20 protein-coding genes and 1 pseudogene are annotated in these 16,217 nt (G+C 62.3%); 11 read left to right on the forward strand and 10 right to left on the reverse strand.

Annotation, left to right across the window (positions count from 1 at the left end):
• Positions 1-4 precede the first annotated feature (4 nt).
• The 3 genes from pgeF to lgt form a co-directional block, all read right to left on the reverse strand.
• Positions 5-799 carry a peptidoglycan editing factor PgeF gene (gene pgeF / locus ATY77_RS30045; RefSeq protein WP_088690094.1) on the reverse strand — a complete coding sequence of 265 codons (795 nt, stop codon included), beginning with the start codon at positions 797-799 and terminating at the stop codon, positions 5-7.
• A gap of 111 nt (positions 800-910) precedes the next feature.
• Complete coding sequence (locus ATY77_RS30050) at positions 911-2,011, reverse strand: class I SAM-dependent methyltransferase (RefSeq protein ID WP_088690095.1); 1,101 nt, start codon at positions 2,009-2,011, stop codon at positions 911-913.
• A gap of 19 nt (positions 2,012-2,030) precedes the next feature.
• Positions 2,031-2,879, reverse strand: coding sequence for a prolipoprotein diacylglyceryl transferase (lgt, locus tag ATY77_RS30055; RefSeq protein ID WP_088690096.1), 849 nt, complete (start codon positions 2,877-2,879; stop codon positions 2,031-2,033).
• A 203-nt stretch (positions 2,880-3,082) separates the two neighbouring features.
• On the opposite strand from lgt, the gene ATY77_RS30060 reads away from it, so the two are divergent.
• From ATY77_RS30060 to ATY77_RS30075, 4 genes are all read left to right on the forward strand, one after another.
• Entirely contained in the window at positions 3,083-3,343 is a 261-nt protein-coding gene (locus tag ATY77_RS30060; protein WP_064684479.1) for an accessory factor UbiK family protein, read from the forward strand.
• 392 nt (positions 3,344-3,735) lie between these two features.
• Positions 3,736-4,236 (forward strand): YbjN domain-containing protein, encoded by a 501-nt coding sequence (locus tag ATY77_RS30065; protein WP_088673092.1) that lies wholly within the window; start codon positions 3,736-3,738, stop codon positions 4,234-4,236.
• A complete protein-coding gene (gene proC / locus ATY77_RS30070; RefSeq protein WP_088690097.1) occupies positions 4,237-5,064 on the forward strand; it encodes a pyrroline-5-carboxylate reductase in 828 nt (275 codons plus the stop codon). It begins immediately after the preceding gene.
• 11 nt (positions 5,065-5,075) lie between these two features.
• Positions 5,076-5,417, forward strand: coding sequence for a tRNA-binding protein (locus tag ATY77_RS30075; protein ID WP_088690098.1), 342 nt, complete (start codon positions 5,076-5,078; stop codon positions 5,415-5,417).
• 8 nt (positions 5,418-5,425) lie between these two features.
• On the opposite strand, the gene ATY77_RS30080 is transcribed toward ATY77_RS30075, so the two are convergent.
• Positions 5,426-6,127, reverse strand: a complete 702-nt coding sequence (locus ATY77_RS30080; protein ID WP_088690099.1) for an MBL fold metallo-hydrolase — start codon at positions 6,125-6,127, stop codon at positions 5,426-5,428.
• Positions 6,128-6,414: 287 nt separating this feature from the next.
• On the opposite strand from ATY77_RS30080, the gene ATY77_RS30085 reads away from it, so the two are divergent.
• Complete coding sequence (locus ATY77_RS30085) at positions 6,415-7,032, forward strand: DUF1236 domain-containing protein (RefSeq protein ID WP_088690100.1); 618 nt, start codon at positions 6,415-6,417, stop codon at positions 7,030-7,032.
• Positions 7,033-7,346: 314 nt separating this feature from the next.
• Positions 7,347-7,616 (forward strand): hypothetical protein, encoded by a 270-nt coding sequence (locus ATY77_RS30090; RefSeq protein WP_088690101.1) that lies wholly within the window; start codon positions 7,347-7,349, stop codon positions 7,614-7,616.
• Positions 7,617-7,809: 193 nt separating this feature from the next.
• Here ATY77_RS30090 and ATY77_RS33345 read toward each other — a convergent pair.
• A pseudogene (locus tag ATY77_RS33345) lies at positions 7,810-7,902 on the reverse strand (branched-chain amino acid aminotransferase); the annotation flags it as partial.
• A gap of 252 nt (positions 7,903-8,154) precedes the next feature.
• Between ATY77_RS33345 and ATY77_RS30100 the strand changes: the two are divergent.
• The 3 genes from ATY77_RS30100 to ATY77_RS30110 all read left to right on the forward strand — a co-directional run bounded on the left by ATY77_RS30100 (position 8,155) and on the right by ATY77_RS30110 (position 10,888).
• A complete protein-coding gene (locus ATY77_RS30100) occupies positions 8,155-8,646 on the forward strand; it encodes a MarR family transcriptional regulator (protein ID WP_088673099.1) in 492 nt (163 codons plus the stop codon).
• On the forward strand, positions 8,647-9,348 hold the full coding sequence (locus ATY77_RS30105; protein WP_088673100.1) for a response regulator transcription factor: 702 nt from the start codon (positions 8,647-8,649) through the stop codon (positions 9,346-9,348).
• 163 nt (positions 9,349-9,511) lie between these two features.
• Positions 9,512-10,888 carry an ATP-binding protein gene (locus tag ATY77_RS30110; RefSeq protein WP_088690102.1) on the forward strand — a complete coding sequence of 459 codons (1,377 nt, stop codon included), beginning with the start codon at positions 9,512-9,514 and terminating at the stop codon, positions 10,886-10,888.
• On the opposite strand, the gene ATY77_RS30115 is transcribed toward ATY77_RS30110, so the two are convergent.
• Positions 10,885-11,343: a helix-turn-helix domain-containing protein gene (locus ATY77_RS30115; protein ID WP_088690103.1), complete on the reverse strand. Its 459-nt coding sequence runs from the start codon at positions 11,341-11,343 to the stop codon at positions 10,885-10,887. The two genes, ATY77_RS30110 and ATY77_RS30115, sit on opposite strands and share 4 nt — an antisense overlap.
• A 35-nt stretch (positions 11,344-11,378) precedes the next feature.
• On the opposite strand from ATY77_RS30115, the gene ATY77_RS30120 reads away from it, so the two are divergent.
• On the forward strand, positions 11,379-12,251 hold the full coding sequence (locus tag ATY77_RS30120) for an oxidoreductase (RefSeq protein WP_088690104.1): 873 nt from the start codon (positions 11,379-11,381) through the stop codon (positions 12,249-12,251).
• 61 nt (positions 12,252-12,312) lie between these two features.
• Here ATY77_RS30120 and ATY77_RS30125 read toward each other — a convergent pair whose 3' ends face one another.
• The 3 genes from ATY77_RS30125 to ATY77_RS30135 all read right to left on the reverse strand — a co-directional run bounded on the left by ATY77_RS30125 (position 12,313) and on the right by ATY77_RS30135 (position 14,503).
• Entirely contained in the window at positions 12,313-12,768 is a 456-nt protein-coding gene (locus ATY77_RS30125) for a BA14K family protein (RefSeq protein WP_190233568.1), read from the reverse strand.
• Positions 12,769-12,910: 142 nt separating this feature from the next.
• On the reverse strand, positions 12,911-13,126 hold the full coding sequence (locus ATY77_RS30130; protein WP_003561293.1) for a cold-shock protein: 216 nt from the start codon (positions 13,124-13,126) through the stop codon (positions 12,911-12,913).
• Between the two features lie 486 nt (positions 13,127-13,612).
• The gene (locus tag ATY77_RS30135; RefSeq protein ID WP_088690105.1) at positions 13,613-14,503 is read right to left on the reverse strand and encodes a DMT family transporter; all 891 of its coding nucleotides are present in this window, start codon (positions 14,501-14,503) and stop codon (positions 13,613-13,615) included.
• A gap of 98 nt (positions 14,504-14,601) precedes the next feature.
• On the opposite strand from ATY77_RS30135, the gene ATY77_RS30140 reads away from it, so the two are divergent.
• Positions 14,602-15,054, forward strand: a complete 453-nt coding sequence (locus ATY77_RS30140; protein ID WP_088690106.1) for a DUF3052 domain-containing protein — start codon at positions 14,602-14,604, stop codon at positions 15,052-15,054.
• A gap of 4 nt (positions 15,055-15,058) precedes the next feature.
• Here the strand turns inward: ATY77_RS30140 and ATY77_RS30145 are convergent, their stop codons facing one another.
• A complete protein-coding gene (locus ATY77_RS30145; RefSeq protein WP_088690107.1) occupies positions 15,059-16,201 on the reverse strand; it encodes a PQQ-dependent sugar dehydrogenase in 1,143 nt (380 codons plus the stop codon).
• Between the last annotated feature and the right edge of the window lie 16 nt (positions 16,202-16,217).

Below are 16,217 nucleotides of genomic sequence, written 5' to 3' on the forward strand. Positions count from 1 at the left end.
CTGCTCAAATCTCCCTGATTGATATCGCTGAAATCTGGCGGCCGTAATCCGGCTCTTTGCGATGTGTCGTCCGGCGATAGGAAAAGAAGCGTTCGCTATCCGGATAGGTGCAGAGGCCGAGGCTTTCGGCGCGCACGCCGGCCTGTCTCAACCGCTCGATCGTCAGCGCCGGCAGATCGAACATGGCGTGGCCGGGCGTTGCCGAAGGCGCGAAGAAGCGCTGGTAATCCGGGTTCTCGGCGACGAAGCGTTCGACGAATTCCGGGCCGACCTCATAACTCGCCTGGCTGATCGATGGACCGAGGCAGGCAAGGATATTGCCTCGTTGCGCACCCAGCGCTTCCATGGCGGCGACGGTGTTTTCGAGCACGCCGGTCAGCGCGCCTTTCCAGCCGGCATGGGCGGCGCCGATGACGCGATTGTCCGGATCGGCGAAAAGGATCGGTCCGCAATCGGCGGCGAGCACGCCAAGCACGACGCCCGGGGTGGCCGAGACCATCGCATCCGCCTCGGGGCGGGCGCCGTCATAATCGGCTCCGATCGTCACGACGTCGGGGGAATGGACCTGATGCACGGTCGCCAGCCGCTCGAGCGGCAGGCCGAACCAGGCGGCGACACGGCGGCGGTTTTCCATGACGTTGCCGCGCTCATCGCTGGAGCCGAGGCCGACATTGAGGCCGCGATAGATCCCTTCGGAGACGCCGCCGGCGCGGGTGAAGTAACCGTGGCGGATCGTGTTGCCCGTCGCTTCGTTCAGCAGCGCGCTTTCGATCGGTGCGGGAGAGGCCGCGTCCTGCATCTGTGATTCCGGGGTTTTCAAAGGGGTTTGTATCGTCCCGCGCGCATCGCATAGGCGGCGCGCGTCAAGTTGCTGCTTCGCGCGGATGTTGGCCCAGCCGCGTGCGCCCTGTCAATCCACCGGACGAAAGGGCATGAGGTCGAGCGCGGGGTGGGAGACCGCCATGACCTTGAAGAGTTCTCCCATCCGGCCTTCGCCGGCGCCGGCGAGCCTGTCGACCGCCGTCTGGATGACCTGCTGTGTCTGCGGCTCGCGGTCGCGGCCGAGCGCTGCGGCGCGTTCGATGATGCCGAGGCCGGTCAGAAAATCGCCCTGATGCAGGGCGCCGTTCAGATGAAGGCCGGCCGCGAGCGCCGTTTCGGCTAGCTGCTGGAAATCGACATGGCTCGTCAGGTCGGCTTCGCCGGGATGGGCGAGCGGCGGGTCGAATTCATGCATGCGCACCGCCTGCAGCGTGTCGCCGAAGCCGGTGACGAGATGGCCGTAATCGATCGCCAGCGCCGTGCCGCCGAAGGCGCGCAGCCGCTCGCAGATCGCCATCATCACCGCCTGGCGGGCGGGCGAAATTTCGAAGAGCGTGCCGAGCGGCAGGTTCTGCACCGGTTCGGGCAGCAGCGCGGGATCGAGGCCGGCGACGCCGGCGGCGAAGGTCAGCTCGCCATCGGCATCGAGCCCGACCATGCGCTCGCGGAAGCCGGTCTGCGTACGGACGAACTGGCGGATCGGGATCGCGTCGAACAGCTCGTTGGCGGCAATCAGGGTGAAGCCCGGCGGCACTTCGTCGAAGCCGTCGTGCCAGGCGATCTTTTCGCCGTAGGATTCGAGTGTCTGGCTCTGGACGTCGCGCAGGCGCTCGCTGGTTTCGACGAGATGCACGCTCATCGTATCGAAGAGCGGCGGCGCGATGCGGGCGATGACGCGCAGCATATCCGCCATCATCGTGCCGCGGCCCGGGCCGATCTCGATGAGGCGCACGCCGGCCGGCGTGCCGTGACGCTGCCAGGCATGGACGACGAAGACGCCTATCATCTCGCCGAAGATCTGGCTGACCTCCGGGGCGGTGACGAAATCGCCGGAGCGGCCGAAGGGCTCGCGGGTGCGGTAATAGCCATGTTCGGGATCGGCGAGGCAGAGCGAGAAATAATCGGTGACGCTGATCGGGCCGTTGGCCTGGATGATCGCCTTGATCTTTTCGCCTAAAGCCGTGGTCATGTCGTGCGTCCTGCCGTTGTCAGAGCTGCAGCGCAGCCTGGCGGCGGGCTCGGAACATCGCCCAGAGGCCGAGCAGGACCATGGGCGAGGAGAGGACCATGCCCATGGTCAGCCAGTTGGTGCCGAGGAGGTAGCCAAGTTGTTTGTCGGGCTCGCGGAAGAACTCGACGAAGATCCGCGACAACGCATAACCGCAGACGAAGGCGCCGGAGACGAAGCCAGGGCTCTTCAGCGCGCGCATGCCATAGACGAGGGTGGCGAGCACCAGGAGCAGAACGATGCCTTCGAGGCCCGCTTCGTAGAGCTGGCTCGGGTGGCGAGCAAGCGTATCGCTAGCCGGGAAGACGACGGCCCAGGGCACGTCGGTCAGCCGGCCCCAGAGCTCGCCATTGATGAAATTGGCGATGCGGCCGAAGAAGAGGCCGAAGGGAACGACGGCGGCGACGATGTCGAACAGGCTCCAGATCGGAATGGCGTGGCGGCGGGCAAAGATGATCATGGCGATCGTCGTGCCGGCCAGTCCGCCGTGGAAGGACATGCCGCCGTTCCAGATCTCGACCGCACGCACGGGATCGCGCAGGACGGCGGACAGGTCGTAGAAGAAGATATAGCCGAGACGGCCGCCGAGCACGACGCCGAGGGCTGCCCAGACGATGAAGTCGTCGAGCTGCGTCTTCGATATCGGCGAACGATCGCCTGGCCAGAGACTGTCATTGGCGGCGATGCGGCGCGCATAGGCCCAGCCGAGCAGGATGCCGGCGACATAGGCCAGGCCGTACCAATGAATCGCCAGTGGGCCGATCGAAATGGCGATCGGATTGATGTCAGGGAAAGGCATGATGGCAAGGAGATTGGCTGCTGTCGGCAAGGTTTTCCCATCCGTTGAGATCGGCGGAACATGCCGCCGCGATCCCGGACGGTCAAGTGCATTGTTCGTGATCGCTCTTGCACTGCGCCTTCCAGCGAAGGCTATCGCGCGCAAGGCGCTTGCATCGCGGGTGGCGAAGCCCTACCTCAATCTTCGAGGCCCCGAAGGGCTGAATTCACCTCATGCGAAGGGAGAAAAACGCCATGACGACCGGAACGAACCGCATCATGGACGAGTTCGCCAAGCTGATGACCGATGCGGCCGGTGCCGCCCAGGGCGTCCGCAAGGAAATCGAGACCGCTTTCAACGCCCAGGCCGAGCGTTGGCTGAACAGCATGGACGTCGTCAAGCGCGAGGAATTCGAGGCCGTGCGCGAGATGGCGATCAAGGCGCGCGACGAGAACGAGGCGCTTGCGGCCCGCATTGCGGCGCTTGAAGCAAGGCTTGCCGGCGAAGGCCACTAAAGTTCCGACAGAATGCGGGACGCGGCATGGCTCCATTGCCCCATGCCGCGTCCGTCACAAAAAATTCAGGTGAGTTTTCCACCTGTGGACACTGCCAAAAAAGCCAATACGCAGAGTCGCTTATTCTCCCTTCTGAATTGAGTTTCGAAGTGCTTTCCACAGTGGCCTTGCCCTATTTTCCGCTCAGGGGGCTGGCAGGTGGCAAGGGCCATTATACACTGATTTTAAATGATGATTCGAAGCGACTTGGTAAGCTCCGGGCAGGTTATCTGCGTTAAGTCTGGCAGCGGTTCAACGATCATCCGAGTGGTGGTTCCGGTATTTGCGTGTGTCTTTTCTTGTGTTTGTAACAGCAAGTTAGGTCGCATTCGTTCCGGTCAAGAAGGTGCTGCATGAACCTGATGGAATTGGAAGTCGAGCGTCAGTCGAACCCGGTCGATATGATCGAGTACGTGGCCTCCAACAATGACTGGTCGTTCGAACGGTCCGGCGAGGACGAGATCGCGATGACGGTCGAAGGCCGCTGGGCGGACTACCATGTCTCCTTCTCCTGGATGGAGGAATTCGAGGCGCTGCATCTCGGCTGCGCCTTCGACATCAAAGTTCCCGACATCAGGGTCAACGAGGTGGTCAAGCTGCTCTCGGCGATCAACGGGCAGGTGCTGATGGGGCATTTCGACCTCTGGCGTCAGGAAGATGTCGTCATCTTCCGCCAGTCGCTGCTGCTTGCCGGTGGCGCGGAGCCTACGAACCGCCAGGTGGAGGTGCTGCTTTCCAGCGCGCTCGACACCTGCGAGGCCTATTTCCAGGCATTCCAGTTCGTCGTCTGGTCCGGCATGGACGCGACGAAGGCGATGGAAGCCGTGCTCTTCGAAACGGTCGGCGAGGCATAGATGCCCGCGAACGCTTTCTCCTCGAAAAATCCCGTGGTCCTGATTGGCGCCGGAAATATGGGCGGAGCGATGCTCTCCGGCTGGCTGAAAAGCGGCGTTCCGGGCTCGGCGGTGGTTGTCGTCGATCCCGGCCCATCGCCGGCGATGCTGGCGACGATTAACGAGGCGGGGGCGACGCATCTGACCGTTCTTCCGGCCAAGCTGAAGGCGGGAGTGCTGTTCCTTGCGGTCAAGCCGCAGGTGATGGAGACGGTGCTGCCTGCGGTGAAGAGCGCCGTCGGACCGGACACGGTCGTCGTCTCGGTCGCGGCCGGCAAGACGCTCGGTTTTCTCGAAAAACATCTTGGCAAGGCGGCCATGGTGCGCGCCATGCCGAACACGCCGGCCATGGTCGGGCGCGGCGTGACCGGCGCTTTTGCCAATGCCGCAGTCAGCGATCAGCAGCGCGAGCGTGTCCATGGCCTTCTCAAGGTCTCGGGCCCGGTCGAATGGGTGCCTGAGGAAGCCGATATTGATGCCGTGACGGCGCTTTCGGGCAGCGGTCCGGCCTATGTGTTTTATCTCGTGGAATGTATGGCAGAAGCAGGCCGTAAACTCGGCCTGCAGGCGGACCTCGCCATGCGTCTTGCGCGGGAAACGGTCGCGGGGGCTGGTGAACTTTTGCACCAGTCCCCCGACGAAGCCTCGCGGCTGCGGCAGAATGTGACCTCTCCAGGCGGCACGACGGCGGCAGCGCTCGCCGTGCTGATGGCCGAGGACGGCATGCAGCCCCTGTTCGATGCGGCCCTCGCTGCCGCGCGCAAACGGGCCGAAGAACTGGCCGGCTGACAGAGATCCAGATGGCCGAAGAGATCACCTATGCCGATTTCGAGCGCGTCGACATTCGTGTCGGCACGATCATCGAGGCGAGCCCCTTTCCGGAAGCGCGCAAGCCGGCATTCAAGCTGGTCATCGATTTCGGCCCTGAGATCGGCACCAGGAAATCCTCGGCACAAATCACGGTGCACTATACGCTGGAAAGCCTGATCGGCCGGCAGGTGCTCGCCGTCGTCAACTTCCCGCCGCGCCAGATCGGGCCGTTCCGCTCGGAAGTGCTGACGCTCGGATTCGAGGACGAGAACGGCGCGATCGTGCTTGCCGCGGTCGAGCAGGGTGTGCCGAACGGCCGGAAGATGATGTGAGCGTGCGCTCACACCTTTTTATCGGCCGTTATGCCTGATGCGTTCGTGCCGGAGGTTCCTCCGGCTCTGATTTCCTGCAAAAACGGATTGTTCCGTCGTTCATCGCCGATGCGGCTGCCTGGGCCGTGGCCGCAGATGAAGCCGACATCGTCGCCAAGCGGCAGCACCTTGTCGCGGATCGAATCGAGAAGCTGCTGATGATTGCCGCCGGGCAGGTCGGTTCGGCCGATCGAGCCGTTGAAGAGCACGTCGCCGAGATGGGCGAAATTCTGCGCGCGGTTGAAAAAGATGACATGGCCGGGTGCGTGGCCCGGCGCATGATAGACCTCGAATTCGTGGTCGCCGAAGGAGACCTTGTCGCCATCCTTCAGCCAGCGGTCGGGCACGACATTGCGCAATCCCGATATGCCGTATGTCGCGGCCTGGGTCTCGATCCGTTGCAGCAGCGGCAGGTCGTCCTGATGCGGACCGACCACTTGGACGCCGAGGGCTTGCTTCAATTCGCTGGCGCCGCCGGCATGATCGAGATGGCCGTGCGTCAGCCAGATTTCCTTGATGGTCAGCCCGCTTTTTTCGATCGCCTGAAGGATGAGCGGCACGTCGCCGCCCGGATCGACGACGACGCCTTCCTGGGTCTCGGGATCGAAGAAAACGGTGCAGTTCTGCTGGAAGGGTGTCACCGGAATGATGCCGGCCTGGAGCATGCCCATAGGTGCCTCGCTTGGTGTCTCGTGTGCTCCGGGTATAGTCCGAAACCGCGCCAAGGACAGCCGGAATCTTCCGCCACCGATGCCTGTTTCACGGCAAAAAGACGGATTGCAACAAGAGTTTATGACGGTTCGTGTCACCGAGCTGACCCGTTGGTTGTGGAATTTATCCAGTTTTTTCAGTCGCTTGGAGGAAGCCTCTCCCGCGTGTGGTTTCGCCGGGGGAAACGGGAGGGAACATCGTGGAAGGCCGCGCGTTGTCAGGCCATCGAAACCAAGGAGACGCTCACATGACCTTGAAAAGAAACATTCTGCTGGCTGGAGCCGTGCTCCTGGCGAGCGGTGGTCTTGCGCAGGCGGAGATGGTGGCGACAACCGTCAATGATCTCAACGTCCGCTCCGGCCCCGGCCCGCAATATCCGGCAGTGGGTCTTGCCACGCGCGGCTCGACCGCGGTGCTCGACGGCTGCATCGAAGGCAGCCGCTGGTGCCGCGTCGACGTCAACGGCATGCGCGGTTGGGTCTATGCCGATTATCTGCAGGTCGACCGCGGCGGCACCCCCGTCATCGTCGAACAGCATCGCGCCGAGATCGGCGTTCCCGTCGTGACTTACGAATCGACCGCCAGTGTCGTGCCCGCCGATCCGCAGCCGGCGCCCGGCGATGAGCTGATCGGCCCGGTCGGCGCCGTCGAGACCATTACCCCGCCGGAAACCGTTCGCACCTATATCGATACCAATCCGACTGAAACGATACGGCTCGGCGGCGATGTCGTGGTCGGCGCGGAAGTGCCCGCCGACGTCACCTTCCAGACGATTCCGGATTACGAGTATCGCTATACAAGGATCAACGATCGGCCGGTGCTGGTCGATCCCGGTACCCGCCGGATCGTCTACGTCTATCAATGACGTGACTGGGACGTGAGTAGTAATCGAAGGAGGCGGCCCACGGGGCCGCCTTTAGTTTGATGACCCCCGTGTTCAACCCCACGCCATCCTCGGCCTTATGCCGACGATCTGCTGCCTTATGAAGCGGAAGCAGATACTCGGGGACAAGCCCGAGCATGACGAAAGACATATAGGCCGGCCTGCCGGCAGTCTCTCCGCCTTAATCCCGCATCGGTTGATTTTCTTAACGCTTTCCTCCTGAATATGATAAAATGCTAATATGCCGAAGGTTCGGCATATATGGGCGATCGGGGAGATCGCCAGAGGAGGAAATCATGGAAGCGCTACTTCCGTTTGTCGTGCAACTGATTGCCGGCGCCATCGGCGGCAATGCGGCGAGTGCTGCGTTAAAGCAGCACTCGATCAACGTCGTCGCCCGCACGATCGCAGGTGCGATCGGCGGTGTCGGCGGCGGCATGCTGCTCAGCATGGTCGGTGGAGAAGCGGCTATTGCCGGCCTGATCGCCGACGGCATCGGCGGCCTGATCGGCGGCGGCATTCTCTCGACGCTCGCCGGGCTGGTGATGGCGCGGGCGCACAGGTAAGAGGTCCGGCAGGCCGTTACCACAGCGCCGCGCGTCTTTTCAGGCGTGCAAAGAAAGCTGTAGCACCTTGAATGACCGGCCGGGCCGATCGCGCGAGACGTCTTATTCGGCGGTGACAGCCGCCGGATAGGCTTCCTTCGACGGCGTGAAGCGATACGGGCCGATTTCAGAAACCGGGGCACTTCCGCGGCCGGGTCAGTACGTGGATCTTGGCGTCTTTCAAGGCGACGAACTTGCCGTTGAGCCAGATTTCGCCGTCCAACTGATCGAAAGCAAGGGAAGCTATCCCTGGTCTCCTCCGGCACTCGAAGCGCCATGCCTGTTGATTGTTGTCCCCATTACGTTTTATCCACAGACGCAAGGGGAAATCGCGCATGCGTCGGAGTTAGGGGCGGGGCTTTCGTTTCCAGGGAAATACAGTCCGTGCCGGGCTCCCGCAGAGTGTGGAAAGCCTGGCAGCGACGTAAATTTATGTCGATAAAGCTGACATATCTTTGCGAAGGTTTCCGGATGCGCGGAAAGAGAAAGGAAATGCCGAGTGTCACGACAGACGGGAGCGAAAGCGGGCAAGCCGGAGTTGCTTGCCACGCCGATGGAAGATACCGACGTGATCGATTTCGAGATCATCGAGCTGTTCTTCTTCGCCTATCGCGACTTCGTTTCCGATCCTGACGCCATTCTCGAAAAGAGCGGATTCGGCCGGGCGCATCATCGCGTCGTGCATTTCGTCAACCGCAATCCGGGCATGACGGTGGCCGATCTCTTGGATACGCTGAAGATCACCAAGCAGAGCCTTGCAAGGGTGCTGAAACAGCTGATCGATTCAGGCTATATTCGCCAGGTAGCCGGTCCCGAGGATCGGCGGCAGCGCAAGCTCTATCCGACGAAAACAGGGCGGGAGCTGGCGCTTGCCCTTGCGGAGCCGCAATCGCGCCGCATTGAACGGGCATTCGATGGTGCTTCTGCGGAGGCGCGAGAGGGCGTAAAGGCTTTCCTCAGAGGCATGCGGGACAGACAGAAGGCGGATTGAATGGCGGTCAAGACAGGTATTTCCGACGATGCGGCGCATCTGCTGGTGGTCGACGACGACTCCCGCATCCGTGCCCTGCTCAATCGTTATCTCGCCGAGAACGGCTTCCGCGTCACCGTCGCCGCCGATGGCGCCGAGGCGCAGCGCAAGCTTGCTGGCCTCGATTTCGACCTCATCATCATGGACGTGATGATGCCCGGCGAATCCGGCATCCAGGTCACGCGCGGGCTTCGCGCCATCAAGAACGTGCCGATCATCATGCTGACGGCGCTGGCGGAATCGGGCAACCGGATCGAGGGTCTCGAGGCGGGCGCCGACGATTATCTCTCCAAGCCTTTCGATCCGCGCGAACTGGTGCTGCGCATCAACAACATCCTGCGCCGCAATGCCGGCGGCGAGGGACCGAAGATCGAGCAGGTCATGTTCGGGCCCTATACTTTCTCGCTCACCCGCAAGGAGCTGAAGAGGGCGAGCGAGGTGATCCGGCTGACCGATCGGGAGCAGGAGATCATGCTGCTCTTTGCGCGGCGCGCCGGCGATACGATCCCCCGCCACGAGCTGATCGGCGACGATGCCGAGGTCGGCGAGCGCACGATCGACGTGCAGATCAACCGGCTGAGACGCAAGATCGAGGACGATCCGGCCAATCCGGTCTGGCTGCAGACGGTGCGCGGCATCGGATACAGGCTGAGCATCGACTAGAACAGGATGAATTTAGGCCCGGTTGGCCTAAAATCTGAATCCTGTTCTAAATTAAAGAGTTAGAGCATGATGTCGTCAGAGAACCGCTCGCACTTTTCGGCATCATGCTTGAGAGATATGGAAGCGGCGTGACACAGAGAGATTGCGGCCAGGACCGGCGCTGATGGTGACAGTGGACAGCTTGCGGCGGGAAGACCGCGCTCCCGTGCCCGGCTGGCGCTCGATCGTCCGCTGGCTACGCCGCCGGCTGCCGACCGGGCTTTATGCGCGCTCGCTGCTGATCATCATCATTCCGATGGTGCTCCTGCAATCCGTCGTCGCTGCCGTCTTTATGGAGCGTCATTGGCAGATGGTGACGGAGCGGCTGTCGCTTGCCGTCACCCGCGACATCGCCGCGATCATCGAGATCATCGAAACCTACCCGCAGAATTCGGATTACGGCGAGATCATCCGTATCGCCCGCGACCAGCTCAACCTGCAGATCTCGATCGAGCCGGATGGCGACCTGCCGCCGCCGCGCGACAAGCCGTTCTTCTCGATCCTCGATAGCATCCTCAGCGACGAGATCACCGACGAGATCCACCGGCCTTTCTGGATCGATACGGTCGGCAACTCGAACCTCGTCGAGATCCGCATCAAGCTCGAAAACAAGATTCTCAGGGTGCTGGCCAAGCGCAGCCAAACCTATGCCTCGAACACCCATATCTTCATCGTCTGGATGGTCGGCACTTCGCTGGTGCTGATCGGCATCTCCATCCTCTTCCTGCGCGGGCAGATCCGCCCGATCCTGATGCTGGCGCGGGCGGCCGAAAGCTTCGGCAAGGGGCAGAAGCCCGACAATTTCTATCCGCGCGGCGCCGACGAGGTGAGGCGCGCCGGCCTTGCCTTCATCCTGATGCGCGAGCGTATCGAGCGGCAGATCGAGCAGCGCACGGCAATGCTCTCGGGCGTCAGCCACGATCTGCGCACCATTCTCACCCGCTTCAAGCTGCAATTGGCGCTGGCCGGCGACAATCCCGATCTGCACGGCCTGAACGACGACGTCAACGACATGCAGACGATGCTGGAAGCCTACATGGCCTTCGCGCGCGGTGAAGTCGAAGAGGATGTCGGCGAGCTGAAACTGAGCGAGATCTTCGCCAAGCTGGAATCCGACTTCGCCCTGCACGGCAAGCGGTTCAACTATTCGATCGAAGGCGACGACGACATATCGGTCAGGCCGAACGCCTTCATGCGTCTCGTCACCAACCTTGCTTCGAACGCCCGGCGCTATGCCGACAGGCTGGATATCGAGGCCAAGCACAATGCCAAATGGCTGACCGTCATTTTCGACGATGACGGGCCGGGCATTCCGGAAAAGAATCGCGAGGATGTGTTCAAGCCGTTCTTCCGGCTGGATACGGCGCGCAATCTCGATGCCTCAGGCACCGGGCTCGGCCTTGCGATCGCCCGCGATATCGCTCGCAGCCACGGCGGCAATGTCACGCTCAGCGATAGCCCGCTCGGAGGCTTGAGGGCAACGATCCGCATTCCCGCTTAAACGTTCGGCGCAGCGAGCTTCACCGCTTTGCGCGCATCGAAATCATTCAGGCGCCCGACGATCCAGCGCCACAGGGCTGCGACCTGCATGAGAAGGTCATGGCCGAGCGGGGTCAATTCATATTCGACGCGCGGAGGCACCTCGGGATAGAGCGTACGGATGATCAGGCCGTCGCTTTCCAGCGTGCGCAGCGTCTGCGTCAGCACTTTTTGGCTGATGCCCTCGACCCGTTCGAGCAGGCGCGAAAAGCGCAAAGGCGCGCCGGCATCGAGAAGCACATGCAGGATGCGCAGCGGCCATTTCGCCGCCGCCCGCTCGATCAAAGCGCGGGCGCGGGCATCCTGTTCATCCGTCATATCGCTGCAGAAATCGAAAATGTCGTCGGCCACTTCAGTTACCTCAGGGTGGGTATGGATCATCCCGGTACCTTCTTTCGATTGGAAAGAATAGGACATACATGGTGTGGGAACCCATAAAGGAGAGGTTTCCAATGCAAAGGGTATGGTTGATCACAGGCAGCTCGCGCGGCATCGGCCGGGCGCTGGCGGAAGCGGTTCTGGCCGCTGGCGACAATCTCGTGGCGACGGCGCGCAATCCCGCCCAGCTTGCCGATCTTTCCGAGCGCTATGGCGGCCAGGTGCTGACGCTGGCGCTCGACGTGACCGACGAGGGTGCGGCGGCTGCCGCGGTCGAGGCTGGCGTCAAGAGGTTCGGCCGTATCGACGTGCTCGTCAACAATGCCGGCTACGGCAATGTCAGCTCGATCGAGGATACCAGCCTTGCCGATTTCCGCGCCCAGATCGAAACCAATCTGTTCGGCACCATCATTATGAGCAAGGCGGTGATCGCCCTGATGCGCGGGCAGGGGGCGGGACACATCATCCAGTTCTCCTCCGTCGGCGGACGTATCGGACCTGCCGGACGCGGCGCCTATTCGGCGGCGAAATTCGGCGTCGAAGGTTTTTCCGAGGTGCTGGCGAAGGAGGTCGCGCCATTCGGCATCAAGGTGACGGTGGTCGAGCCGGGCGGCTTCCGGACGGATTTTGCCGGCGCCTCGACGGTGCTTGCCGAGGGGCGGGCGGAATATGCAGAAACGGTCGGCGCCACCGTGCGCTTCCAGCGCGAGTATGACGGCCGTCAGCCCGGCGACCCCGCCAAAGCGGCTGCGGTCATCATCCACATTGCCGGCCTTGACGCGCCGCCGTTGCGGCTACTGCTCGGAAGCGATGCGGTGCGCAATGTCGAGAAGGCGGATGCGGCGCGCATTGCGGCCGACCGGGAATGGCGCGCCGTCAGCGTCTCGACCGATTTCGAGCCGGATGCCGAGGTGGTAACGATGCCCTGGGAAAAGAGGGCCGGGTGAAGGGCCTAAAAAACAAAAGCGCCGCTGAGGAGCGGCGCTTTTTATCAGGGATTGTGAACGATCAGCCGCCGGCGGTGCAGAAGTGGCTGCGGCCGTCATAGCCGATATAGGTGCCGCTGCGCGGATCGAAGGAGCGGTAACGGTAGGAGCAGTAGCGCTCCCACTGCGGCGTCCAGGGCTCGACGGCCGTGCGAACGGGGGCGTAGTAGCGCGGCTCTTCGGCATAGACGCGGCGTGCCGGCGCGCGATAGACCGGAGCGGGCTCGTAATAATCCGGCTCGTAGGCGGGATCGATATAGCGGCGCTCTTCGTAAACAGGACCATTATTGGCGTTGGCGATAGCCGAGCCGACGATCAGGCCGGTGGCGAGGCCGACGGCGCCGCCGACGAGGGCGTCATTGTTGTTATGATGGCGCCAGTGGCGATCGCGGGCCGATGCCTCGCCGATGGCAGAAAGGGTAAGCGCGGCAGCCGTTGCCGTCAGCAGAAGAGTCTTGGCGAGCCTGTTCATAAGCATAAGATCCTAATGACGGGAACCGAACGCCGGTCCCTTTCTCGATGGTGTCAGTGGTATAGATTGCCAGCTGAACGAAGGCTGAACGACAAAACCCGGCATTGCTGCCGGGCTTCAACTCGAATTCGACAGCCTTGTTAAGGGCTCAGCCGGCAATCTGCAGATTGACTGCCTTGGGGCCCTTGCCGCGGCGATCCGGCTCCGTGTCGAAGCTTACCTTCTGGTTTTCCGTCAGACCGGCCAGGCCGGAAGCCTGAACGGCAGAAATGTGAACGAAGATATCGGCGCCGCCCCGGTCCGGCTTGATGAAGCCGAAGCCTTTGTCGGTATTGAAGAATTTTACAGTGCCAGTCTCGGCCATGCGTCAGGTCCTTTTCTCTCTGCCCGCCATCCACACGGGCAGCATCATAGCATTGCCTCCTTGCGGGAGGTGTTGGCAGGCAATTCTTGAAATGTGAGAAAAAGGTCCCCTCTACCTCGGCCTGCCCCGGACAGGACTATCGCCCGCCTTTTTCGGAACCGGCTGACCGGAATATTAGCGTTTCCGGCGCGCAAATACTTAAGGACTTCCCATGCTCGCAAAATGCCCGAACGGGGCGAGAGTGCGGCGTTTCCGGGATTTTGGCAAGCAAAAGTTTTTTAACGTGTCGCTCAGAGCACACTCCCGCCAACGGCCAATTTGCGCAAAAACGCAAAATTTCCTTCGCGAAGAGGGAATGATTAACGTTTTATATCGTCTGCAATGTAAGTTCCGAGCAGATTTTGCCAAAAATGCAACGTAAACGGGCTTTCCGGATCCGTTAAATTTTTTTTCGAATCCGGTATTCACCCATATTTGGACGCGTGTTCAGGCGGCCGGCAGGCGGCGGCGTGCCAATCCCGGCACGAGCTCGACTACAAGCATAGCGGTAAACATTAGCGCACAACCTGTATATCCCGTCGCCGGCATCGACTCACCGAGCAGCAGGGCTGCAAGCGAAGCGCCGAAGAGCGCTTCGGACGAGAGGAAGATCGCCGCCTGGGAGGGCGTGGTGTAGCGCTGGGCTATCACCTGCAGCACGAAGGCTAGGCCCGACGAGAAGATGCCGACATAGAGGATCTCAGGTCCCGCGGCCCATATGGCCGAAAGGCTGATTGGTTCGACGGCTGCGGCGATGACGAGCGCGCAGACCGCGGTGACGGCGAATTGCGTGGCCGACAGCGCAAGTGGCCTGCCGGTCTTGGAAACCGTCGTGCCGGCAAGGGTGATCTGGATCGACCAGAAGATGGCGCAGACGACGGTCAGCAGATCTCCCGTCGTCAGTGCCGAGAGATGACCGCCGGACAGGAGATAGATGCCGGCGAGAGCCATCAGCGCGCCCGGCCAGATGATCCAATGCGGCGCACGGCGCAGGAAGAGGATGGCGATGAGTGGCACGAAGACGACATAGAGGCCGGTGATGAAGCTGGAATTCGTCACCGTCGTCGTCTGCAGCCCGACCTGCTGCGTGGCCGCGCCGAAGAAGAGGGCAAGTCCGGTGAGCACGTAGAGTTTCGCATGGCGTGCGTCTGTCTTCACCGTCGCCTTGCGCGCTTCCAACAGGACGAAGGGCAGCACGGCCAATGTGGCGACGGCAAAACGCAGGGCGATGAACCAGAAGGGACCGATCGCCTTCATCGCCGTCGACTGGGCGACGAAGCCGCCGCCCCAGATGGCGGCTGCAAGCAATAGAAGGAGGTTCGCCTGAACGCGCGTCATGTTGTCCTCGAAGGGGAAGGGATGTGCTCCAGCGGTTAGCAGTTGCGTTTCCGTTCGGCAAGGGTGAAGACTTCACGCCTGACGACGGAGGTGAGGGCATGCCACGGGAAGAACTGCCAGCGAGTGGTGCGGCGGGCTATTCCGGCACGCCGCTCGCCAGGAAGCTCGGTCTCGCGAGCGGGCAGGCGGCCGCTCTTCTTGGCGTTCCCGAGACGATCGATGGCATCCACGGTTTCGATGGTTTTGCCTCGGTGGTCCGCACGCTTCCCGAAGTGCGTCGGCGGGCGTTCGACTATGTGCATCTGTTTGTGACCGAACGGGCGGCGCTCGAGGCCGCCGCGTCCGCGCTTTTCCATGTTCTGAGGCCGGACGGGATGATCTGGATCTCCTGGCCGAAGAAGAGTTCACGCGTGGCGACTGATATCACCGAGGACGTGTTGCGGGAGATCCTGCTTCCGACTGGCCTGGTCGACGTCAAGGTTTGCGCCGTCGATGAGATCTGGTCGGGGCTGAAATTCGTCATCCGCAAGGAGTTGCGCGGCTCGTTGTGACGGCTCAGCCGTTGCTCGCCTGTGCCCTGGAAACCCTGAGCAGCGCGCCGTCGTCCTCATCCGTCACCATCAGCAATGCGCCGTCGGGCGCGACGACGACGTCGCGGATGCGGCCGTAGTCGCCTTCGAACAGGCGTTCCTCGGCAACGAATGCGCCGCTCTCATCCCGCTGCAGGCGCGACAGCAGCTGGAATTTCAGCGCCGCGACGAGGAAGTCGCCGTCCCATTCCGGGAACATGGCGCCGCGATAGACGGCGAGCGCGCCGGGCGCGATGGACGGATCCCAATAATGCAGCGGCTGTTCGAGCCCTTCCTTGGCGGTGCCTTCGCCGATTTCGGCGCCTGAATAATCACGGCCGTAGGTGATGATCGGCCAGCCGTAATTCTTGCCGGCCTCGGGCTGATTGATCTCGTCGCCGCCACGCGCGCCATGTTCGACGGTGTAGAGCTTGCCGTCCTTGGCATCGAAGGTGATGCCCTGCGGGTTGCGATGGCCTTTCGACCAGATGTCCGACAGCGCCTTGCCGCCGTCCTTGAACGGATTGTCGGCGGGGATGCTGCCGTCGGCATTGATGTGGACGATCGAGCCGGCATCATCCTGCCAGTCCTGAGAACGGTCGCGGTCGCCGCGGTCGCCGACGCTGATGAACAGCGTGCCGTCAGGGGCGATCGCGATGCGCGAGCCATACTGTATGTTGCCCGAGGTGAAGCGCCGCATGGTGAAGACAGGTTTCACCGCCTCGAGCGTCTTCTCGTCTTTGGAAAGCGTGGCGCTGAAGGCTTCGGTGCCGGAACCCTGGCCGTTAGCGATGGCGGCGGTGAAATAGAATTTTCTGGATGTCGCAAAATCCGGGGCAAGCACCACGTCCATCAGGCCGCCCTGGCCGCGGGCGCTGACCTTGGGCACATTGCCGATCGGCTCGGAGAGCTTGCCGTCGCGGATGATCCGCATGCGGCCCGGCCGCTCGGTGACGAGATAGGCGCCGTCGGGCAATACCTCGACCGCCCACGGATGTTCGAGGCCATCGGCGAGCTTCTCGACGCGCAGAGCCGGGCCCTGCGTGTTGACGGTATCGGCCGCATCGGCCGGTATAGCGGCGAACAGAACCAGCGCTGCGGCCACATGGAAGGCGGATATTATCTTCATTTGCTTCCCCGTCGTC

This window comes from Rhizobium sp. R634, assembly GCF_002211305.1.
Lineage (GTDB): Bacteria > Pseudomonadota > Alphaproteobacteria > Rhizobiales > Rhizobiaceae > Rhizobium.

Excerpts from the sequence above, each read along its gene's own strand:
- ATY77_RS30080 (WP_088690099.1), bottom strand. The coding sequence starts at position 6,127 with ATGGGCATGCTCCAGGCCGGCATCATTCCGGTGACACCCTTCCAGCAG.
- ATY77_RS30050 (WP_088690095.1), bottom strand. The coding sequence starts at position 2,011 with ATGACCACGGCTTTAGGCGAAAAGATCAAGGCGATCATCCAGGCCAAC.
- ATY77_RS30140 (WP_088690106.1), top strand. The coding sequence starts at position 14,602 with ATGCCACGGGAAGAACTGCCAGCGAGTGGTGCGGCGGGCTATTCCGGC.
- ATY77_RS30135 (WP_088690105.1), bottom strand. The coding sequence starts at position 14,503 with ATGACGCGCGTTCAGGCGAACCTCCTTCTATTGCTTGCAGCCGCCATC.
- ATY77_RS30120 (WP_088690104.1), top strand. The coding sequence starts at position 11,379 with ATGCAAAGGGTATGGTTGATCACAGGCAGCTCGCGCGGCATCGGCCGG.
- pgeF (WP_088690094.1), bottom strand. The coding sequence starts at position 799 with ATGCAGGACGCGGCCTCTCCCGCACCGATCGAAAGCGCGCTGCTGAAC.
- ATY77_RS30105 (WP_088673100.1), top strand. The coding sequence starts at position 8,647 with ATGGCGGTCAAGACAGGTATTTCCGACGATGCGGCGCATCTGCTGGTG.
- proC (WP_088690097.1), top strand. The coding sequence starts at position 4,237 with ATGCCCGCGAACGCTTTCTCCTCGAAAAATCCCGTGGTCCTGATTGGC.
- ATY77_RS30145 (WP_088690107.1), bottom strand. The coding sequence starts at position 16,201 with ATGAAGATAATATCCGCCTTCCATGTGGCCGCAGCGCTGGTTCTGTTC.
- ATY77_RS30090 (WP_088690101.1), top strand. The coding sequence starts at position 7,347 with ATGGAAGCGCTACTTCCGTTTGTCGTGCAACTGATTGCCGGCGCCATC.
- ATY77_RS30085 (WP_088690100.1), top strand. The coding sequence starts at position 6,415 with ATGACCTTGAAAAGAAACATTCTGCTGGCTGGAGCCGTGCTCCTGGCG.
- ATY77_RS30130 (WP_003561293.1), bottom strand. The coding sequence starts at position 13,126 with ATGGCCGAGACTGGCACTGTAAAATTCTTCAATACCGACAAAGGCTTC.
- ATY77_RS30065 (WP_088673092.1), top strand. The coding sequence starts at position 3,736 with ATGAACCTGATGGAATTGGAAGTCGAGCGTCAGTCGAACCCGGTCGAT.
- ATY77_RS30075 (WP_088690098.1), top strand. The coding sequence starts at position 5,076 with ATGGCCGAAGAGATCACCTATGCCGATTTCGAGCGCGTCGACATTCGT.
- ATY77_RS30115 (WP_088690103.1), bottom strand. The coding sequence starts at position 11,343 with ATGTCCTATTCTTTCCAATCGAAAGAAGGTACCGGGATGATCCATACC.
- ATY77_RS30110 (WP_088690102.1), top strand. The coding sequence starts at position 9,512 with ATGGTGACAGTGGACAGCTTGCGGCGGGAAGACCGCGCTCCCGTGCCC.
- ATY77_RS30125 (WP_190233568.1), bottom strand. The coding sequence starts at position 12,768 with ATGCTTATGAACAGGCTCGCCAAGACTCTTCTGCTGACGGCAACGGCT.
- ATY77_RS30060 (WP_064684479.1), top strand. The coding sequence starts at position 3,083 with ATGACGACCGGAACGAACCGCATCATGGACGAGTTCGCCAAGCTGATG.